This window comes from Geobacillus sp. JS12 (assembly GCF_001592395.1).
Lineage (GTDB): Bacteria > Bacillota > Bacilli > Bacillales > Anoxybacillaceae > Geobacillus > Geobacillus zalihae.
The window spans coordinates 550,978-569,756 of the sequence record NZ_CP014749.1 but is presented as its reverse complement, the minus strand read 5'-3'; the positions used below and the strand labels follow the sequence as shown (position 1 = coordinate 569,756).

Genomic DNA, 18,779 nt, shown 5'->3' with positions numbered 1-18,779 from the left:
TCATTCTCTTCCTTTCTTCCATACGAGTGTTCCGCCAACGAACGTCATCACCGGCCAGCCTTGGCATTTCCAGCCGGCAAACGGCGTATTTTTCCCTTTTGAGGCAAACGTCTCGGGATCAATCGCTTCTTCCGTTTCCAAATCAATGACCGCAATGTCCGCCGGCGCCCCGACGGCAAGCCGCCCGGCCTTAAGGCCAAAACATTGCGCCGGCTTGATCGTCAGCCAGTCGACAAGCTGCTTTAATGAAAACACACCCGTTTTGACAAAATGCGTATATAGGAGCGGAAACGCCGTCTCGAGCCCGACGATGCCAAACGGCGCCGCCTCGATGCCTTTCGCTTTTTCCGCTGCTGTATGCGGCGCATGATCCGTAGCGATAAAATCGATCGTGCCATCGAGCAGGCCCTCAATGAGCGCCTCGCGGTCCGCGCGGCTGCGCAGCGGCGGGTTCATTTTGTAGTTTGCATCCAACCCCGGAATGTCTTCGTCGCACAAGAGCAAATGGTGCGGCGTCACTTCGGCCGTGACGCGGATGCCGGCCCGCTTCGCGTCGCGGACGGCGCGCACCGACTCTTTCGTGCTGATATGGCAGACGTGATAATGGCATCCCGCTGCTTCCGCGAGCAGGACGTCGCGGGCGATGTGCACCGCCTCGCACACAGACGGAATGCCGCGAAGTCCATAGCGCCGGGCGAACTCGCCGTCATGCACCGCGCCGCCGTTTGTCAGCGTGTCGTCCTCGCAATGGGCGACGATCGCCATATCGAGCGCCGCCGCCTGTTTCATCGCTTCAAACATCATCCCAGCCGACTGGACGCCGACGCCGTCATCCGTGAACGCGAACGCTCCCGCTTCTTTAAGCGCCGCAAAGTCAGCCAGCTCTTCTCCTTTTTGCCCGATCGTGATCGCCGCATACGGAAGCACGTTGACGAGCGCCGTTTCGCGGATGCGGGCTTGCAGCCGTTCCATCTGCTCTTTCCGATCCGGCGCTGGGTTGGTGTTCGGCATGGCGGCAACGGTCGTAAAACCGCCCTTCGCCGCGGCGAGCGTGCCCGTTTCAATCGTTTCTTTCGCTTCGCCGCCCGGTTCGCGCAAATGAACGTGCAAGTCGATCAGGCCAGGAACGATGAGACGGCCGCCGACGTCGATCACGTCCTCCCCATCCGCTTCGAGCGGCTGTTCATACAGGATCGCCGCAATGGTTCCGTGTTCGATTTTGAGATGTGTCCGCATCAATTCCCCATCTTTATTGAACGACATGCCATTTTTCAGCCATACGTCCATACTCCATTCTCCCTTCCATTGCCCGTTTTAAGACCGCCATCCGCACGTAGACGCCGTTTTCCATTTGTTTAAAAATGCGCGATGCCTTCGCTTCGACGAGTTCGCTGGCGATTTCGACCCCGCGGTTGACCGGCGCTGGATGCAAAATGACAGCCCCTGGTTTCATCCGCCGCGCCCGCTCAAGCGTCAGCCCGTACCGCGCATGGTACTCTTCTTTCGTCAGCCCCATCGTTTCCGCATGGCGTTCATGTTGGATGCGCAACAGCATCACGACATCGGCGCAGGCGATGGCCTCATCGAGTTCGACGTACGTCCCGTGCGGATTCGTTTCGTCTTTCCACTCTTCCGGTCCGGAAAACAGGACGTTCGCGCCCAATCGTGTCAACACTTCCGCATTGGAGCGAGCGACGCGGCTGTGGCGGATGTCGCCGATAATCGCCACCGTCAAGCCAGTGAAAGCGCCAAACTCTTGGCGAATCGTCAATAAGTCCAAGAGCGACTGGGTCGGATGATGCCCGCAGCCGTCGCCGGCGTTGATGACCGGGATGCCGACCGCATGACGGAGCGCTTCGAAATACGCATCTTCGTGGTGGCGGATGACAACCGCGTCAACGCCGATCGCCTCAAGCGTCTTGACCGTATCGTACAGCGTCTCCCCTTTTTGCACGCTTGACCGTTCCGGGTCAAACGGGATGACATGAAGCCCAAGCTTCCGTTCCGCCATCTCGAAGCTGCATTTCGTGCGCGTGCTCGGTTCGAAAAACAAATTGGCGACATACATCGGCGCCGCCGGGCGCCAAGCGCGGCCGCGGCGGAACGCTTCCGCTTCATCAAGCAGCCGGGTGATGTCGGAAAGCGGCAGTTCGCTCAATGTAAAAAGATGGGTCATTGGCCTCTCTCCCTTTCTTTTTTTGCAAAAAAAACACCTTGCCGGCTGGGCAAGGTGTGACGATCAGCGCATGGCAGAACCGGAGAAGGTGCACTCCGGCCCTGGATGCGCCTGTTTTCACACCTTTTCAAGCCTCACGGGACTTAATTAAAAGGTGTTTTGTATTCGATTTAGGCAACATGGCCGCTGTCGTTTTCAGCTTCAAATAAATTTTCCGCTTCTTGCGGACGCCCCGGCAGCACTAAGTTGAGCAGGACGCCGACAATCGCCGAGAGCGCCATGCCGGTGATTTGGAAGCTGTCGCTGATTTTCAGCACCGCACCGCCGATGCCGATCACCAAGATAACCGAGGCGATGACCAAGTTGCGCGTCGCGCCGAAGTCGATGCGGCTGTCAACGAGCATCCGCAATCCGGACGAGGCGATGATGCCAAACAGCAAGATCGACACGCCGCCCATGACCGGCGTCGGAATCGAGCTGATGAGCGCCGTGATTTTGCCGACGAAGCCAAAGGCGATCGCGATGACCGCCGCGCCGGCGAGCACGTAGACGCTGTAGACGCGGGTGATCGCGAGCACGCCGATGTTTTCCCCGTACGTCGTTTTCGGCGGGCCGCCGAGCAAGGCGGAGATCATCGTCGCCGTTCCGTCCCCTAAAATCGAGCGGTGCAGCCCCGGTTTTTGAATGAGGTCGCGGCCGATGACTTTGCTTAACACAAGCTGGTGGCCGATATGTTCGGACAAGGTGACGATCGCCACCGGCACCATGAGCATGACGATCTCGGCAGTGATGCGCACCGGATAATCGGCAAACGGGATCAAGAAATCCGGCCATTCGAACCATTTCGCCGCCGCCACTTTCGACAAATCGACGAGCCCGACCGCCAACGCGTAGAGATAGCCGACGATGATGCCGACAAGCACTGGAATCAAGCTCAACATGCCGCGCGCAAGCACCGAGCAGACGATCGTGGCCGCGAGCGTCACAAGCGCCACCGAGAAATGAAGCAGGCTGTATTTGCCGTCCGGGCCGTTCATCGCCATCCCGACCGCCGTGCCGGCCAAGCCGAGACCGATGACGATGATGACCGGACCGACGACAACCGGCGGCAGCAGCTTCATCACCCAGCGGTAGCCGGCTTTTTTAATGATGAGGGCGACAACCCCGTACACCAATCCGGCGAGGAAGCTGCCAATCATCGCCGCTCCCGGGCCGCCGGCCGTTTTCACCGCGATGATCGGCGCGATGTAGGCGAACGAGGAGCCAAGATACGCCGGCACCTGCCATTTCGTAATGAGCAAAAACGCCAATGTCCCGAGCCCGCTTGTGAGCAAGGCGATCGACGGATCCAACCCGACTAAGTACGGCACTAAAATCGTCGCCCCAAACATGGCGAACAAATGCTGCAAGCTTAACGTCACCCATTGCCCCACAGTCGGGCGGTCTTGAATATCCAACACCGGTTTGTTCATCTTTCGCCTCTCCTTTCGCCAAATGAGCGAAGTTCGTTTTTTAGTGTGCACAAAAACACCCTCTTTGCCCATGAAGGCGCAAAGAGGGTGCAGAAACGCCCGAAACGATTCCGCCCCTTTTGCAGCCTCACGGGACTGCGCTTAAAAGGGAGCTGTTTTATTTCTCATGAATCGACACTTGGTCAACGCCGTCCACTTCGGAAAGCTCGACGACAATCAGCTCCGAACGGGAGGTCGGCACGTTTTTGCCGACGAAATCAGCGCGGATCGGGAGTTCCCTGTGGCCGCGGTCAACAAGCACGGCGAGCTGGATGCGCGACGGGCGGCCCAAATCCATGACCGCATCCATCGCCGCCCGCACCGTCCGGCCGGTGAAGAGCACGTCATCGACTAAAATGACATTCCGCTCGGTCACCGGAAACGGCACGTTCGTTCCTTTCACAAGCGGTTCATGGTCATCCGTCTTCACGGTCAAATCGTCGCGGTACAAGGTGATGTCAAGCTCACCGACGGGAACGGACGCCCCTTCGATTTGCTCGATCCGCTCAGCCAAGCGGCGCGCCAAGTAAATGCCGCGCGTTTTAATGCCGACCAATACGCAATTCTCAATGCCTTTGTTTCGTTCGATGATTTCATGGGCGATGCGCGTCAAAGCGCGGCGAATCGCCTGTTCGTCCATCACGACCGCCTTTTGCATTCCGTCCACCTCCTAACAGCGCATGCACGCAGCGAGCGCGTTCCCACAGGCGGCCCGCCAACAGAGGACGTTCGCCTGTTTTCATAAAAAAATCCCCCGCCTGTGAAGCGGGGGCATGGCGCGCTTATCGCCAAACAAGATGGGCATACATCGCCCTTCTTTGTCATTCCGACCCTTTTCAGCCTCACAGGACTGAACTTAAAGGTTCCTGTTCACCTGTTTTCATTGTAAAGGGGGCGTGTTCGTTTGTCAATCGTTTTTTCGCAGCCAATCAAGCAACTCGGCAAACTCCGGCGGCAGCGGCGCTTCGAATTCCAAATACTCGCCGCTTCTTGGATGACGGAAGCCGAGCACCCCGGCGTGAAGCGCCTGGCCGTCGATGGCGAGCGTTTTTTTCGGCCCGTATTGCGGGTCGCCAGCGAGCGGATAGCCGATGTATTTCATATGGACGCGAATTTGGTGCGTCCGCCCTGTTTCCAGCTGGCACTCCACATACGTATAATGGCGAAACCGCTCGAGCACGCGGAAATGGGTGACAGCTTCCTTGCCGTTTTCCTCGGTGACGGCCATTTTCTTTCGATCGCGCTTGTCGCGGCCGATCGGGGCATCGATCGTGCCATAATCGTGCGGAATGACGCCGTGGACGATCGCCTTGTAGCGGCGCGTCACCGTTTTGTTCACCAGCTGCTCGACGAGCGAGCGGTGGGCGGCGTCGTTTTTCGCCACCATCAATAGTCCTGATGTGTCTTTGTCAATCCGATGGACGATGCCGGGGCGAAGCACGCCGTTGATCCCAGACAGGTCGCGGCAATGGGCGAGAAGCGCGTTCACAAGCGTGCCGCGCATATGCCCGGGCGCCGGATGGACGACCATGCCGCGCGGCTTGTTGACGACAAGGACATCCTCATCCTCATAATAAATGTCCAGCGGAATCGGCTCCGGCTCGACATGAAGCGGCTCCGGCTCAGGAGGCGAAACGGCGACCGAGTCGCCCGCCTCGCATTTGTAGTTCGCTTTCACCGTCTGGCCGTTCACGGTCACAAGCCCGTTTTTGATCCATTGCTGCACTTGCGAACGCGACCATTCCTCATTTAACGCCGCGATCACTTTATCAATTCGTTCGCCGTCATATTCGTCTTCGATGTGAAACGTGATCGTGTCCATCTACTCATTCCCTTTCTCTGGTGTCGCGAAAAAAAACATATGGACAAACAGCAAGATGACGCCGACCGTCAGCGCCGAGTCAGCCACGTTGAACACCGGAAAACTGTACGTGCCAATATACGTATGGATAAAGTCAACCACTTCTTTCCGGAACACACGGTCGATAAAGTTGCCGACCGCCCCGCCGAGCATCAGCCCAAGCCCTACGCCCGCCAAACGCTCGGAAGGGTTCAAACGGCGGATATAGATGATGATACCTGCCACAACAACGACTGTAATCAAATAAAAGAGCCAAAACTGCCCTTCGAGCATCCCCCACGCCGCGCCGCGGTTGCGGTGCGACGTAATATAGAGCACATTGTCAATGATCGGGATGCTTTCCCCAAGCCGCATATAGCGGACGACAAGCCATTTCGTCCATTGGTCGAGGATGACGACCGCCGCCGCAATCCAATAGTATGCCACCGTGCCAAGTCCCCTGTCCTTCTCATTCATCCTTTTTGCATTGTAGCATAATTCGCCATGGCAAACAAATGAAGCGGCAAAAAGGAGTCAGTCAAGACTTTATGGAGAGCTTTTTTCGATTTTTCGATTTACGGCGGCCATCTCAATTAGCCATGATAAAAAGGAGAAACGACTTCCCACTTCCTGACCATGGAAGCAGCAAGAGGAGTGGGCGGCCGGGTGCACTAACGAACGGACATCGTTCCATAGAAGCTCCCCATTCCCACATTCAGCCGATGGCCTCCAATTCGTTTACCAAAACTCCCGTCCAATCAAAATGGCGGCGATCACAATGCCCGCCCCCAGCCACATCATGGGGAGAAGGAGGGACAGCGAATCGGCCGGCGCTTGAAACAAAAACAGATGCGGCCACGGCATGAACGTCCCTTGCGTCGCGACTTCCATAAAGGTATAGACCGCGATGACGGACAAGGCGACATCCAGGCTGCCAAAGACGCCTAACAAGGCAAGCCCAATCAACTGGTAAAACAAAAACAACAGAAACAGGTGCCCCAACACGGGAGCGGTGAGAAACATCGTTCCTTGAATCCCTATGACCGCCGCGACAAGAAGAGCGATGCATCCCCCATGCAAAACGGCATAGCGGACCAAGTCGAAGACGACCGCTTTCCGGTAATGCCATACCAACGCGTCTTTCGCCCCTTCGTCGTACAAATGGCGGTACAAAAAGACGAGATGCCATCCGGCGATCGGCACGGCAATGCCTTGGATGACGGTGTACGGCAAAAACGGTTCGTCGGAGCGGGCGGACAAGACCGCCATCAACCCGACGCACAGCCCATACACGAGAAACGGAAACCAGTACAATCGGCCGAGCAAGCGGCGGTCAAAAGAAAAATGATGGGCGATCGTTTTTTTATCCATGCGCTTCCGCCTCTTTCAACAACGCCAAATATCCGTCCATCAGCCGCGGGGCGACAGGCCGGCCGATGGGTTGTTCGGACAAGACGCGCACGACGACGTGGGAAGGCTCTTCGCTCATTTGAACGACTTCGTTGGCGGCCATAACCGAGTCAAGCTCCTCCAATGGCACGTCCAACTCATACGTATAAGGGGCGGCTTTTTGCTTGAGCTCATCGGGACTGCCTTCAAACAGCACCACGCCGCGGTCCAACACCCCGATTTTCGTGCACAAAAATTCAATGTCCTCGACAAGGTGCGAAGAGATGACGATCGTATGATCGTGCCCCAGCCGCTTCAACAAATTGCGAAACCGCACGCGCTCGCGGATGTCAAGCCCGGCCGTCGGCTCATCAAACAGCAGGATGGACGGCTCCCGAAGCAGCAGCATGGCAATGCCGACTCGCCGCCGCATGCCGCCGGACAGCTCGCGCATTTTTTTGTTGAGGTGCGAAGACAAGTTGACTTGTTCGATGACCTTCTCGATTTTGAAGCGGCAGGCGGCGGGATGTTCCCCTTGCAAGACGGCGAGATGCTCCAGCACTTCATACATCGTCAGCTCCGGGTACATCATAAACTCTTGCGGCAAATAGCCGATCTCGTTCACCCGTTTTACTCTCGTGCCGGTGCTGATCCGTTCCTCCCCAGCAACACCTGTCCGGCATTGAACTCCAACAGTCCGGCCACAATGCGCATCAACGTCGTCTTGCCGGCGCCGTTTGGTCCCAGCAAGCCGTACACGCCGGAGAGGGTGAGGGAGACATCGGATAAAATCGGCTTCTTTTTCACGATTTTCGTCAATCCTTCAATGACGACCGCCAACGCCGTTCACCTCCTGCATCATCTCAAAGATGCGGTCCCATGTCCAACCGTCATCCATGTTCGCATACCATGTCCGCAAACATTGTTGTTTTTGGTCGACATCCAGCGGCTGAAACGCCTGATAAATGGCTTCAATTTGCTTCTTTACGGATGACGGTTGCGACTCGAACCACTCGCTTTTGGAGCTCCAGTCGATCACCGAAAGGCCTTGTTTTTGCATCAGCCAGCGGGTGGCCAGCGAAATCCACTCGTTGTACATGATCCGCGATCCTTTCGGCGGTACGGAAAGCCGAAGTATTTTTTCGTAAAAATTTTGTTCCATAATATATTGATCGATCCCATATAAGTCATTTGTGTTATATACAAGATGATCGTTTGCGAGAAAGGAGGACAGTCCGAAACTAGAGAAGACAATCTTGTTCGGCAACGATGAAACCGCCGTTGATGCGATTTGTTGTACATGACGGAATGTTTTTTCCATCTGGTGGATGACCGTCGGCGCCCGTTCCGCCATGTGCGGCCAATCGGCCGGGTAGGTGATCTCATATCCTTGATCGACGAGTTGATGCCCTTGCCCTTTGATCAAGGTGACCGCTTGCGCCTTCCCTCGGTAAACCGTCCCCCGCTTTGGCACATTGCAAAACAGCACATCGCCGTCTACGTTCAAGGTAAACGTATATGTTTCGTCCGGAAAGAATTGATCGGTGAATGCCCCGCCCCAAGCTCTCGTTCCCGCTACTCGATATTCGTAGGTCCGATACATGTGTGTAGCTCGTTTTTTCGGATACCACGCTCGATCAGCCAACAGAACGATACGGCCATTGGTGTACGGGATGAGAGCTGTATCGACGATCTCATACGAAAACGTGAGCGTCGAGGTGCGTTTCGGCAGCCACACGGTCACGAGATCGCCGTTTCTTGTAAACTTGACGGGCTGATGGTCCGCTTCAATCGAGTGGAGCGGATACAAATGGTACAGTTGAAACGTGGGCCGGTTCGTGTCCAACTGGGACAAGGCCACGCGCACGACCGCACGCGATCCATGCAAAGAAATGTCATACGACTGGATACGGTAGCGCAAATCGGCCTTGATGGTTTGCGGCATTCGACGGTACTCCTCAAGTTCGGTCGTCTGATCGGCCCGGGTGAACGCCTTGGTGTTTGTTTGCAAGGAGCTGTAGGCGGTCAAGACGATGAGAACGGGAAAGACAAGCAGCGCTTTAAGAATCGTATGCCGCTCCTTTCTCGTCTGCGCAAAGCGGATCGACGACAGCAAGGCCAGGCCGAGAAGGACGAGAAGCCACGTGGCTAGTTTCCATTCCCCGCCGCGGTCGACCTCAAACCCGATGTAGGAATCATACGCTTGTTGAATCGCGTGTTTTCCGATAAACAGCAGCGACGCCCAGTCGCGGGCATGAACAGTTTTGGACAGATCGATGAACAGCTCCGTCGTCATCGGTCCGGTCAGGATCCATACAAGCAACATAGCGAAAAAACTGACCTTTTTCGTTTCCAACAGCAGCGCGATGATGACGCCGTACAGGACGGTGAGCACGAGCGGTCCAAACTGATAGACGGCGAGAAACCGAAGCAGCGACAAATACAGATCCGAAGGCTCCACCCCAACGAAGAGATACACGATTGAAAAAACGCCGCAGCTCATCATCAGCATGATCCCTTGGCACAGCGCATGAACCGCAAGCAAGGCGCTCATTTTCTCCAGCAAAATCCGGTAGCCGTCGGCGAACCATGACGAAACGCCGTAACGAAGTTCGTTGGAGTAGAGAAGGTAGAACCACACGATGTAAAAGAGCGAAACGATTTGGACAAGCATGAACACTTCATGAGGGATATCCCCATAACTCTCCATATTGTACGGATCGGTAAAAAATAGTGTAAACCGTACGGCCAGCAAAAGAAAAAAAGAGAAACTAGCACCAATGTATAACTTGCTTTTCAACAATCGTTTCCAATAAAAAACAAACAGCCATTTCCACCTCATCGCCGATCAACCGCTTTCTTTCCAAGAAGTTGACAAAAGAAAAAATGCGGTCAGGGACCGCTTTATTTTTTACGCGTATCCCTGACTCCTTTATCATCCGGATTCGGCATCGTTATTTGACCGTAATGGTCACGTATCCTCTTGAACCAACCGTTTGACCAACAATTTGGCCATAATATTTATCGCCTTCTTGTTGTGTAAAATTGCGCGTTTCTTCTTGCCTAGGATTGAGCCAGTTGGTGGAGGCGACGACGCTGTCGGGCCACCAATCAATCGATTTGTAAGCATAGCCTCTCGTTTGGGTATTGGCACCATTATTTACAGCATGAATATTCCCTGTACCATTTGTATTTGCTCTAATAGTTTTTGTATTGCTGTAAGTACTTGACCCATCTAAAAAGGCTGTTGCGGATTCTGCTCCCGCTGCACCGGCAGTGGCTATTACTGCTGCTGCCAGTGATAAAGATGCCCATTTTGATTTCCATTTCTTTTTTCGGTTCACGATCATGTTATCCCTTCTCCTCTCCAAATATTATATCGCTTGTTCTCGTCTTTACTGCGGTTCCAGCTTCATTTCGTAAGAGGCTATGGAACCAATAACGATGAGCTTTTCCATTTTTCATTGTTGTTTCCTAACACTCTTTTTCACCTCCTTTCAAAGGCAACTAATTTTGCATTATGAATTTGATAAATTGAAAGATCAGTAAATCCATTCTCAATTCGGTTGCTCAAGATCATATAGTTAGCATCCACAAAATCATGACGTAAAAAATGGTAAAAGTGTTCTAAGTCTTCGAAGTCAAAGTGTTTCGTCGGCTGATCGAAAATGAATACTGTGCGATTTAGCGACTGTCCAAGAGAAACAAGATAAATCAGCCGTTGAAACATCGTCAATGAATCGATGGATGCATGGGAAGGGAGGCGATATTTTTTCCATAGCGCCGATTGCTGAAAAGGACGATTCAGCCATATCGAAATATCTTGCAAACGATAGTTTCTCCACAGTTGGTGGTAGTTCTCAGGAATCACGAAAAATACGGTTTTATTGCGTTTTCCTTTTGCTGCCTGTTCATCGAAATGGATTTCCCCTTCATCGATAGGATGAAAGCCGGCAAGCGCTTTGGCGACAATATCTGTGCGAATGTGATTTTTGGCTAGAATGATGGATTGGGAAGGAAGATTGACAGAACAATGATGCAAAATCAGTTGGCGACGGTGCTTGAGGGTCACATTTTTCAATTCCATCATTTGTCTCCTTTCCCCTTCCTTGCGCTAGTTGAATCAATATGTTTTCTTTTTCTTTTATGGATCGTGCCATGTAGTGCTCCCACGTTGTTGAGTCGATGGAGGACTTTTCCGCTATCCTGTTTCCATATCCGATAGATGGAATATGTAATTTTTCCATTAAATATAAGCCGGCAAAGAGACTGATCTGTTCGTTTTCGAACAATCGGTATGGGATGAAAAACGCAGCCAACTCCTGAATATGTTTGGTTGCCGGGATGCCATTGACGTCCAAGAACGGATCAACGTAAAATGTATAGGTTCCGTCAGCCACCGTGCTGTCGTAGAGCGAAAGGTTTGTGGTGTTGATGCTTTTTGGGATGATTGAGACGCTCTTGACTTCTTTTGTGCAATAATCTGTATTTGCAAGATTCGGAAACAAGTGGCATAGCTCATTGCGGATGGAAACGAGTTGATGCTTCAATTCCATATAATTTCTTGTTGTAGTGAGAAATGGTTTATAAACAAGGAAACGAGTATGTTGCACTTGAATTTGTTTGTAAGGACCGTTGATCACGGAGAGACAAGGGAGATGGCCCCCATGCCAACGGTACTTTTCCTTTCCGACAATCACCTTGACTCGTGTGCATGTTTTCGTTTCTACATTGGAGTGAAGCGTTCCGGATGAGTCGAGATCGTAAAGCGTTGAATCCATGGACTGCGGATACCAGTTGGCTTCAAATGGCAACAACGTGACGCCCGATGTCAACGGATAAAAGGTTGAGCCGAACGTATGTCGATAATAGATCGTCATGGATGGGGCACCATTGGTCTGCACCTGAACAACGTTTCCTTTTTGTTGAAAGGGCAAACGCTTCCCTCCGCCTTGGATGTGATCGATTTGAAATTGCTCGTTGATCGAAAAACGAACGGTGCGTTCGTTCGGATGCAGAGAGAGTGTGGCTTTGATCGGATACGTGGATTTCGGATTCACCTCGATCTCCTTGATTTTCCAATATCCATGCAAAGGGATGTTCTTGGGTTGAGCCTGATGTTTGATTTGTTGATAGAGTTTGGCGTCGTTTGCCAACAGAATGTCATCCAACTGGAATTTTGATTGTGCATGTTGAAGGAAAAATGTTACGAAAATAACGAGAGTCACACCAGCCGCAAGCCCCGCGAAGGATCGCCGCATGCTTCGAAAAACGCCATAAACGGCAATGGAAGAAAGGATATACGCCAACTTGATCAGCACGCGTTCTTTTTGGAAGGTTAGGCTGAATAACGGGTCAATGTAAGGCCAACGATGGTTTCCCCACAAGGAGAAGGATGGATTGCGATATTCCAAAGAAAACAGCACGATGATCCACAAAACAAACACACCAACGAGCAACATCGCTTTTTTCGAAGAATGATAGGCATAAACAGCGCCTGCGGACAATCCGATCATCCACGCCCATAGAAATGGGAGAAGAAAATGAATCAAATACAACGGAAACAGAAAAGTGAAAAGATCCCAACCCGCTGAATAGTTGATCACCACCGCACCGGCGATGATCCCGGCCAAGGCCAGTTGCCAAGCGAAAAAACAAACAAACGCGATCAAAGCTTGGCAGAAGACGATCGTTTGCGGGTTTGGCATGATGTCATTCATCGCGATCCAGTGAATCGGCGTCGAAGTGAACAACGATACATGCAAGCGGAAGCTGAAGAACAGCCAGACCGCCATTCCAATCGGAACCAAGTATTTCGTATATAAAATCCATTCCGCTGGATTAATCGTATGGGGATTGAGGCAAACAAAGATCAAAACCCCAGAAAATGCGAATAGGAAACTAACTTCTGCTTTTAAGCGGGACGCCATTCTTGACATGAACACCCATTTCATATGGAATGCCCTCTCTAATCATGAATTTGAAATGTTTGTAAAATTCAATGGCATTATAAAGAGAAAAAAAGAAGATGTCAACCTTTTACATGGAAATTCACAGTATATTCACAAATAATAGGAAAATTGCGCTATAAACCTTATAATTTTAAGCAAACGTGTGGTCGAAGATAATGGAGTAAATGCGACGGAGGCTCATGAGACACGGAGTTTGACAGAATTCGTTCAACTATAGAATTGATTCAACTACACAACTATATACATGCAACATGAAGAGTTAACCTCTCCGTTATCCTGCACACCCTAAGCGCTGCATCATTTCCTCTAAAAATCTTGTAGGCTCAACCCGCAGGCTGCGCCATGGGGGAGGAAGCTCGTTGCAGGAGAAGTCAAATGTTAAGTTTTCAATGAGCATGTATATAAATTTATACACTGCAACATTCTGCACTTTTTCTTGACAACCCCCTGATCCCTTTGCGCTTTTTACACCATCGTTTTGGTTTTTTCCTCCACCAAAAGCAAGCGGCAAGGCCGCCCCTTGAGGCAGCCTGCCGCTTTTCGTTACGCGGAATAATGTTCATTCACGATATGTGCGCAACGCGGGCAAAGCGTTGGATGCGATGGATCGGCGCCGACTTCTTTCGTCACCGTCCAGCACCGCTCGCACGTCTCGCCTTCCGCCGGGCGGACGAGGACGGCCACGTGGTCGAGCCGCTCGGCTTCGGCCGGCGCGGCGTCATACGGCTCATCGGCGATCGAAAAGGCGGAAACGATGAGAAGCTGGCGCAAGTCGGCATTAAGCGACGCCAATAGCTTCCGCGCCTCGTCTTTCGGGTAGACGATGACGCTCGCGGTCAGCGATTTGCCAATCACTTTTTCATTGCGGGCGTTCTCGAGCGCTTTGAAAATATCATCGCGCACGTCCATAAACGCATCCCATTTCGCCAGCAGCGCTTCTTCGCTGTCGATCGCGATCGGCTCCGGCATATCGGTGAGCTGGACGCTTTCGACGTTTTCTCTTCGATTCGGGATATGCTCCCACACTTCATCGGCGGTATGCGGCAAAATCGGCGCGATGAGCTTCGCCAACGCGACGACCGTTTCATACAGCACCGTCTGCATGGCGCGGCGGGCGCGCGAGTCGGCCGCTTCGATGTATAAAATGTCTTTCGCCATATCCAAGTAAAACGCGCTCAGCTCAACGGTGCAGAAATGGTTCATCTCATGGTAAACCGCGGCGAAATCGTAGCGGTCATAGGCCTTTTTCACTTTGGCGATCAGCTTGTTCAACTTCGCCAGCATATAGCGGTCGACTTCGCCAAGCTCCCCAATCGGCACGGCGTTTTGGTTCGGGTCAAAATCGAACAAGTTGCCGAGCATAAACCGGAACGTGTTGCGGATTTTCCGGTATACTTCGGACACTTGTTTTAAAATATGATCGGAGATGCGCACGTCCGCTTGATAGTCGACCGACGCGACCCAAAGCCGCAAAATGTCGGCGCCGAACTGTTCCATCACTTTCGCCGGCACGACGACGTTGCCGAGCGACTTGCTCATTTTCCGCCCTTCGCCGTCCAAGACAAAGCCGTGGCTCAACACGCCTTTATACGGCGCTTTGCCGGTGACGGCAACGGCGGTGGACAGCGATGAGTTGAACCAACCGCGGTATTGGTCGGACCCTTCCAAGTACAAATCAGCCGGACGCACGAGATCGTCGCGTTCAACGAGCACGGCTTGGTGCGACGAACCGGAGTCAAACCAGACATCCATAATGTCCGTTTCTTTCGTAAAGATGCCATTCGGGCTCGACGGATGGGTGAATCCTTCCGGCAGCAAGTCTTTCGCCTCGCGCTCAAACCAGACGTTCGACCCGTATTGGCGGAACAAGTTCGACACATGCTCGATCGTTTCATCGGTGATGATCGGTTCGCCGTTTTCGCCGTAAAAGACCGGAATCGGCACGCCCCAGGCGCGTTGGCGGGAAATGCACCAGTCGCCGCGGTCGCGCACCATGTTGTGGATGCGGATTTCCCCCCACTCCGGAATCCATTTCGTTTCCTTAATCGCTTGAAGCAGCTCGCTGCGGATTTTATCGATCGACGCAAACCATTGCGTCGTCGCCCGGAAAATCGTCGGCTGCTTCGTTCGCCAATCGTGCGGATACGAGTGGGTGATAAACCCGAGCTTCAACAAAGCGCCGACTTCCTCAAGCTTCTGTGTAATCGCCTTGTTGGCGTCTTCGTAAAACATCCCCTCAAATCCCGGCGCTTCCTCGGTCATGTAGCCGCGCTCATCGACCGGGCAAAGGACCGGAAGTCCGTATTTTTGCCCGACGAGAAAGTCGTCTTCCCCGTGGCCCGGCGCCGTATGGACGCAGCCGGTGCCGGCATCGGTCGTAACGTGTTCGCCGCAGACGACAAGCGAGTCGCGCTCATAAAACGGATGTTTCGCCACGACGTATTCCAGCTCGTTTCCTTTGACCGTTTTGACGACCGACCATGCGTCCCAACCGATTTCTTTCGCCACCGATTCCGCCAAGGCGGCAGCGACGACATACCGTTTTCCGCCGACATCGACAACATGGTAATCCAAATCCGGATGAACCGCGATCGCCAAGTTCGCCGGAATCGTCCACGGCGTCGTCGTCCAAATGACGATTCGCTCATCGCCCTCAAGCACGCCTTTGCCGTCTTTCACCGGGAAGGCGACATAAATCGACGGCGAACGCTTGTCTTTATATTCGATTTCCGCTTCGGCGAGCGCCGATTCGCTTGACGGGGACCAATAGACCGGCTTCAACCCTTTGTAGATGAGCCCTTTTTTCGCCATTTCGCCAAATACTTTAATTTGCTGGGCTTCGTACTCCGGTTTGAGCGTAATGTACGGGTTGTCCCAGTCGCCGCGCACGCCGAGCCGCTTGAACTGCCGGCGCTGGTTGTCGATTTGTTCATACGCGTATTGCTCGCACCGCTTGCGGAACTCGGCGACGCTCATCGATTTGCGGTCGACGCCTTGCTTCGCGAGCGCCGTTTCGATCGGCAGTCCGTGCGTATCCCAGCCCGGCACGTACGGCGCGCAATAGCCGTTCATCGATTTGTAGCGGACGATGATATCTTTTAAAATTTTGTTCAGCGCATGGCCCATATGAATGTCGCCGTTGGCATACGGCGGGCCGTCATGCAGCACGAACAACGGACGCCCTTTCGTCCGCTCCTGCACTTTCCGGTAAATGTCCATTTCCTCCCATTTTTTTTGCATCTCCGGCTCCCGCTTCGGCAAGTTGCCGCGCATCGGGAACTCGGTTTGCGGCATAAGCAGCGTCTCTTTGTAATCCATCCTTGCTCCTCCTTCGAACGATAGATTCCAAATAAAAAACCGTTCTCCCCCGGCAAGGGACGAGAACGGTCTCGCGGTACCACCCTTCTTGGCCATGCAAACGACGCACAGCCCACTTTTCATTCGTAACGGGAATGACGCGCCATGGCCTACTTGATGTTCGGCATGGAACTCCAGGGTGATGTTCACTCTTGCGCCGATGCCAGGCTTCCACCATCCCCGGCTCGCTGCGACCGGTCGTACAAGAGCTACTGTCCCTTTCATCGTCGATGGCTATTTCGCTATTCATCCTGAAAAAAGCCAACCGCCTCCCACGGCGGCTGATGCGGCGATTTTTGCCAATTATTATAACCGAAACGTCTTCGGTTCGTCAAGGCTGTGACAGCGGTTCTCTCGCCCCTTCTTCCAAATCCGGCGCCTCATACTCCATCAACTCGTCCCAATCGCGGCTGTTGATCATATCAAGCTGCGCCTCGACAAGCATGCGGAAACGGGCGCGGAACACTTTCGACTGCCGCTTCAGCTCCTCGATCTCGAGGGCAATTTTCCGCGATTTCGCCAATGCATCGCTGATGATGCGCTCGGCGTTTTTTTCCGCCTCTTTAATGATCAGCTTCGCCTCTTTTTGCGCATTCCGCTTCACTTCTTCCGCTGCTTCTTGAGCAACAAGAATCGACTTGTTGAGCGTCTCCTCAATGTTCGCAAAGTAGTTCAGCTTTTCCGTCAGTTCGGCCACTTTCTCTTCCAGCTGCTTTTTTTCACGGATGAGCATTTCATAGTCTTTAATGACTTGATCGAGGAACTCGTTCACTTCGTCTTCATCGTACCCGCGAAACCCGCGGCTGAATTCCTTGTTGTGAATATCCAATGGCGTCAACGGCACAACGGCCACCTCCGTCTCCATCATTCCTTTTCTTCACTTTCATTCGACACGGTTTGCCGATTTCCTGCCGTCATTTGCTTATTTTTGTCGGCCGATCTGAACGAGCCAGCGCTCTTTTTTCGTCGGCCCTTCCACCGAAAACAGCTTGCAGCGGCCCAAACCGCGCGCCGACAGGACATCGCCCGGTCCGCAGAGGAAATCCGGCTTGTCCACCACCTTCCAGTTCACTTTGACAAGCCCGCTTTCAACAAGCGCACGCGCTTTCTCGCGCGCAAGGCGAAACGCCTGAGCGAGCACAGCATCGAGCCTTAGAGAAGACACCGTGACCGTTCCTTCCTCCCACGTTTCGGCAAGCGGCATGGCAGCCGACAGCGGCAGCGGCTCAAGCGAAACCGGCGCTTTGCCGATCGTCCCGACATGGAGGCGGATGTAATCAGCCACCTCGGCGGCGGCAAAAAATTGGATCTCTTCTCCTTGGACGAGAATATCGCCGAACTTGCCGCGCCGCAAGCCAAGCGACATCAGCGCCCCCAACACGTCGCGATGTTCAAGGGAAACGAATTTCGCCGGATAGCGGACGGCAAACAGCACAATGCCATAATCCTCTTCCTCAGGGTCGATATACGGCGGAGCGAGAAACGCCCGCTTCCGCTCGACAAACGAGGCGCCTCCGAAAAAAAACACGCGCACGTCTCCATCGCCGCCCGTGATGCTTTGCACGATTTGCTGCTCACGCGGATCGAGAAAATCGGTCAGCTTCGGAGCGTACTGACGGCTCACCATCTCCTTCCACTCGAGCACTTGATCAATGAACGGATGTTCCTCTTTGCGAAAATGCTGATACAGCTCCACTCGACGTCACCTTGCTTTCATGGAAGAAAGGAACCCACAACGGATTCCTCTCTGCGAGTTCCGCCCTTCCGCCTTTTTGCCTGCCAGACGGAGAGCGGCGGCGCCGTGCGCGCAAAACGAAGCCTAAAACTGCGACTGAAGAATGTCGAACAGGGCGTGAAGCCCTCTCGTCGCGAATTCAAGAACGATAAACGCGACGATTGGGGAGACGTCAATGATGCCAAGCGGCGGAATGACGCGCCGAAACGGCTCCAAATACGGCTCGCAAATGGCGGCGAGCATCTGTCCGAACCGCGTTTCGCGCGCATTGGGAAACCACGACATTAAAATATAAATGATCAGCGCATACGAGTACACTTGAATCACTGTCGTCAAAAACGTGAGTACATAATCCAACGGCTACCACCTCTTCATCGGTCTGTCATCCTCGCCGTCGAGCGAAATCGAGCCGCTGACGTCGACGTTTTCCGGGGTGCATAAAAAAATTTTTGTGCCGACTTGCTGAATGTCGCCGCCAATGGCGTACACCGTGCCGCTTAAAAAGTCGACGATCCGCTTCGCCTGCTCATGCTGGATGCGCTGCAAGTTGACGATGACCGCGCGCCGGCTTTTCAAATGGTCGGCGATCTCCTGCGCCTCCGCATACACCCTCGGCTCAGCAAGCACGACTTTCGCCGATTTTTGCACGCTTTGCAGGCTGACGACGTTCGCCTTGCCTGCCGTCTTCAGCGGCGCCTCCTCTTCCGGCTGCGGCGCTTCATATTCTTCATCATAGTCTTCGTAGTCTTCTTCTAAAAAATAATCGCGAAATTTTTTCATCAACCCCATCCGGTTTCAC

General features: G+C 53.4%; 17 protein-coding genes, 1 pseudogene and 1 other annotated feature. All 18 genes and pseudogenes read right to left on the bottom strand.

The genetic code is table 11. The annotated features are described in order from the left end of the window. The 18 genes and pseudogenes from A0V43_RS02910 to A0V43_RS02825 all read right to left on the bottom strand — a co-directional run bounded on the left by A0V43_RS02910 (position 1) and on the right by A0V43_RS02825 (position 18,769). Positions 1–1,287: a dihydroorotase gene (locus A0V43_RS02910; RefSeq protein WP_063192343.1), complete on the bottom strand. Its 1,287-nt coding sequence runs from the start codon at positions 1,285–1,287 to the stop codon at positions 1–3. Further along, positions 1,250–2,176, bottom strand: a complete 927-nt coding sequence (locus A0V43_RS02905) for an aspartate carbamoyltransferase catalytic subunit (RefSeq protein ID WP_063192342.1) — start codon at positions 2,174–2,176, stop codon at positions 1,250–1,252. Before A0V43_RS02905 ends, A0V43_RS02910 begins: the two co-directional genes overlap by 38 nt. A gap of 170 nt (positions 2,177–2,346) precedes the next feature. Further along, positions 2,347–3,648, bottom strand: coding sequence for a solute carrier family 23 protein (locus A0V43_RS02900; RefSeq protein ID WP_063192341.1), 1,302 nt, complete (start codon positions 3,646–3,648; stop codon positions 2,347–2,349). 157 nt (positions 3,649–3,805) lie between these two features. Continuing rightward, positions 3,806–4,345, bottom strand: coding sequence for a bifunctional pyr operon transcriptional regulator/uracil phosphoribosyltransferase PyrR (pyrR, locus tag A0V43_RS02895; RefSeq protein WP_063192340.1), 540 nt, complete (start codon positions 4,343–4,345; stop codon positions 3,806–3,808). A 249-nt stretch (positions 4,346–4,594) separates the two neighbouring features. Then, positions 4,595–5,509 carry an RluA family pseudouridine synthase gene (locus tag A0V43_RS02890; protein WP_011230646.1) on the bottom strand — a complete coding sequence of 305 codons (915 nt, stop codon included), beginning with the start codon at positions 5,507–5,509 and terminating at the stop codon, positions 4,595–4,597. Further along, positions 5,510–6,004, bottom strand: coding sequence for a signal peptidase II (lspA, locus tag A0V43_RS02885; protein ID WP_206501579.1), 495 nt, complete (start codon positions 6,002–6,004; stop codon positions 5,510–5,512). Between the two features lie 261 nt (positions 6,005–6,265). After that, positions 6,266–6,898 (bottom strand): hypothetical protein, encoded by a 633-nt coding sequence (locus A0V43_RS02880; protein WP_063192339.1) that lies wholly within the window; start codon positions 6,896–6,898, stop codon positions 6,266–6,268. After that, a pseudogene (locus tag A0V43_RS02875) lies at positions 6,891–7,756 on the bottom strand (ATP-binding cassette domain-containing protein). Before A0V43_RS02875 ends, A0V43_RS02880 begins: the two are co-directional and overlap by 8 nt. Beyond that, complete coding sequence (locus A0V43_RS02870; protein ID WP_063192338.1) at positions 7,740–9,758, bottom strand: M1 aminopeptidase family protein; 2,019 nt, start codon at positions 9,756–9,758, stop codon at positions 7,740–7,742. Before A0V43_RS02870 ends, A0V43_RS02875 begins: the two are co-directional and overlap by 17 nt. Before the next feature lie 112 nt (positions 9,759–9,870). Further along, entirely contained in the window at positions 9,871–10,266 is a 396-nt protein-coding gene (locus A0V43_RS02865; RefSeq protein WP_011230640.1) for a hypothetical protein, read from the bottom strand. Positions 10,267–10,403: 137 nt separating this feature from the next. Further along, the gene (locus A0V43_RS02860; protein ID WP_236931007.1) at positions 10,404–10,958 is read right to left on the bottom strand and encodes a P-loop NTPase family protein; all 555 of its coding nucleotides are present in this window, start codon (positions 10,956–10,958) and stop codon (positions 10,404–10,406) included. After that, positions 10,849–12,870: a DUF2339 domain-containing protein gene (locus A0V43_RS02855; RefSeq protein ID WP_236930903.1), complete on the bottom strand. Its 2,022-nt coding sequence runs from the start codon at positions 12,868–12,870 to the stop codon at positions 10,849–10,851. The genes A0V43_RS02860 and A0V43_RS02855 overlap by 110 nt, the downstream gene beginning before the upstream one ends. A 289-nt stretch (positions 12,871–13,159) precedes the next feature. Beyond that, a complete protein-coding gene (locus tag A0V43_RS02850) occupies positions 13,160–13,399 on the bottom strand; it encodes a hypothetical protein (RefSeq protein ID WP_063192337.1) in 240 nt (79 codons plus the stop codon). A gap of 32 nt (positions 13,400–13,431) precedes the next feature. Beyond that, on the bottom strand, positions 13,432–16,206 hold the full coding sequence (gene ileS / locus A0V43_RS02845; RefSeq protein ID WP_063192336.1) for an isoleucine--tRNA ligase: 2,775 nt from the start codon (positions 16,204–16,206) through the stop codon (positions 13,432–13,434). Positions 16,207–16,258: 52 nt separating this feature from the next. Further along, positions 16,259–16,479: a binding site (T-box leader), on the bottom strand. Positions 16,480–16,576: 97 nt separating this feature from the next. Further along, positions 16,577–17,089: a DivIVA domain-containing protein gene (locus A0V43_RS02840; protein ID WP_011230635.1), complete on the bottom strand. Its 513-nt coding sequence runs from the start codon at positions 17,087–17,089 to the stop codon at positions 16,577–16,579. Positions 17,090–17,167: 78 nt separating this feature from the next. Further along, positions 17,168–17,941 (bottom strand): YlmH family RNA-binding protein, encoded by a 774-nt coding sequence (locus tag A0V43_RS02835; RefSeq protein WP_063192335.1) that lies wholly within the window; start codon positions 17,939–17,941, stop codon positions 17,168–17,170. A 123-nt stretch (positions 17,942–18,064) separates the two neighbouring features. Then, positions 18,065–18,337: a YggT family protein gene (locus A0V43_RS02830; protein ID WP_011230633.1), complete on the bottom strand. Its 273-nt coding sequence runs from the start codon at positions 18,335–18,337 to the stop codon at positions 18,065–18,067. A gap of 3 nt (positions 18,338–18,340) precedes the next feature. Further along, entirely contained in the window at positions 18,341–18,769 is a 429-nt protein-coding gene (locus A0V43_RS02825; protein WP_025949774.1) for a cell division protein SepF, read from the bottom strand. Positions 18,770–18,779 lie beyond the last annotated feature (10 nt).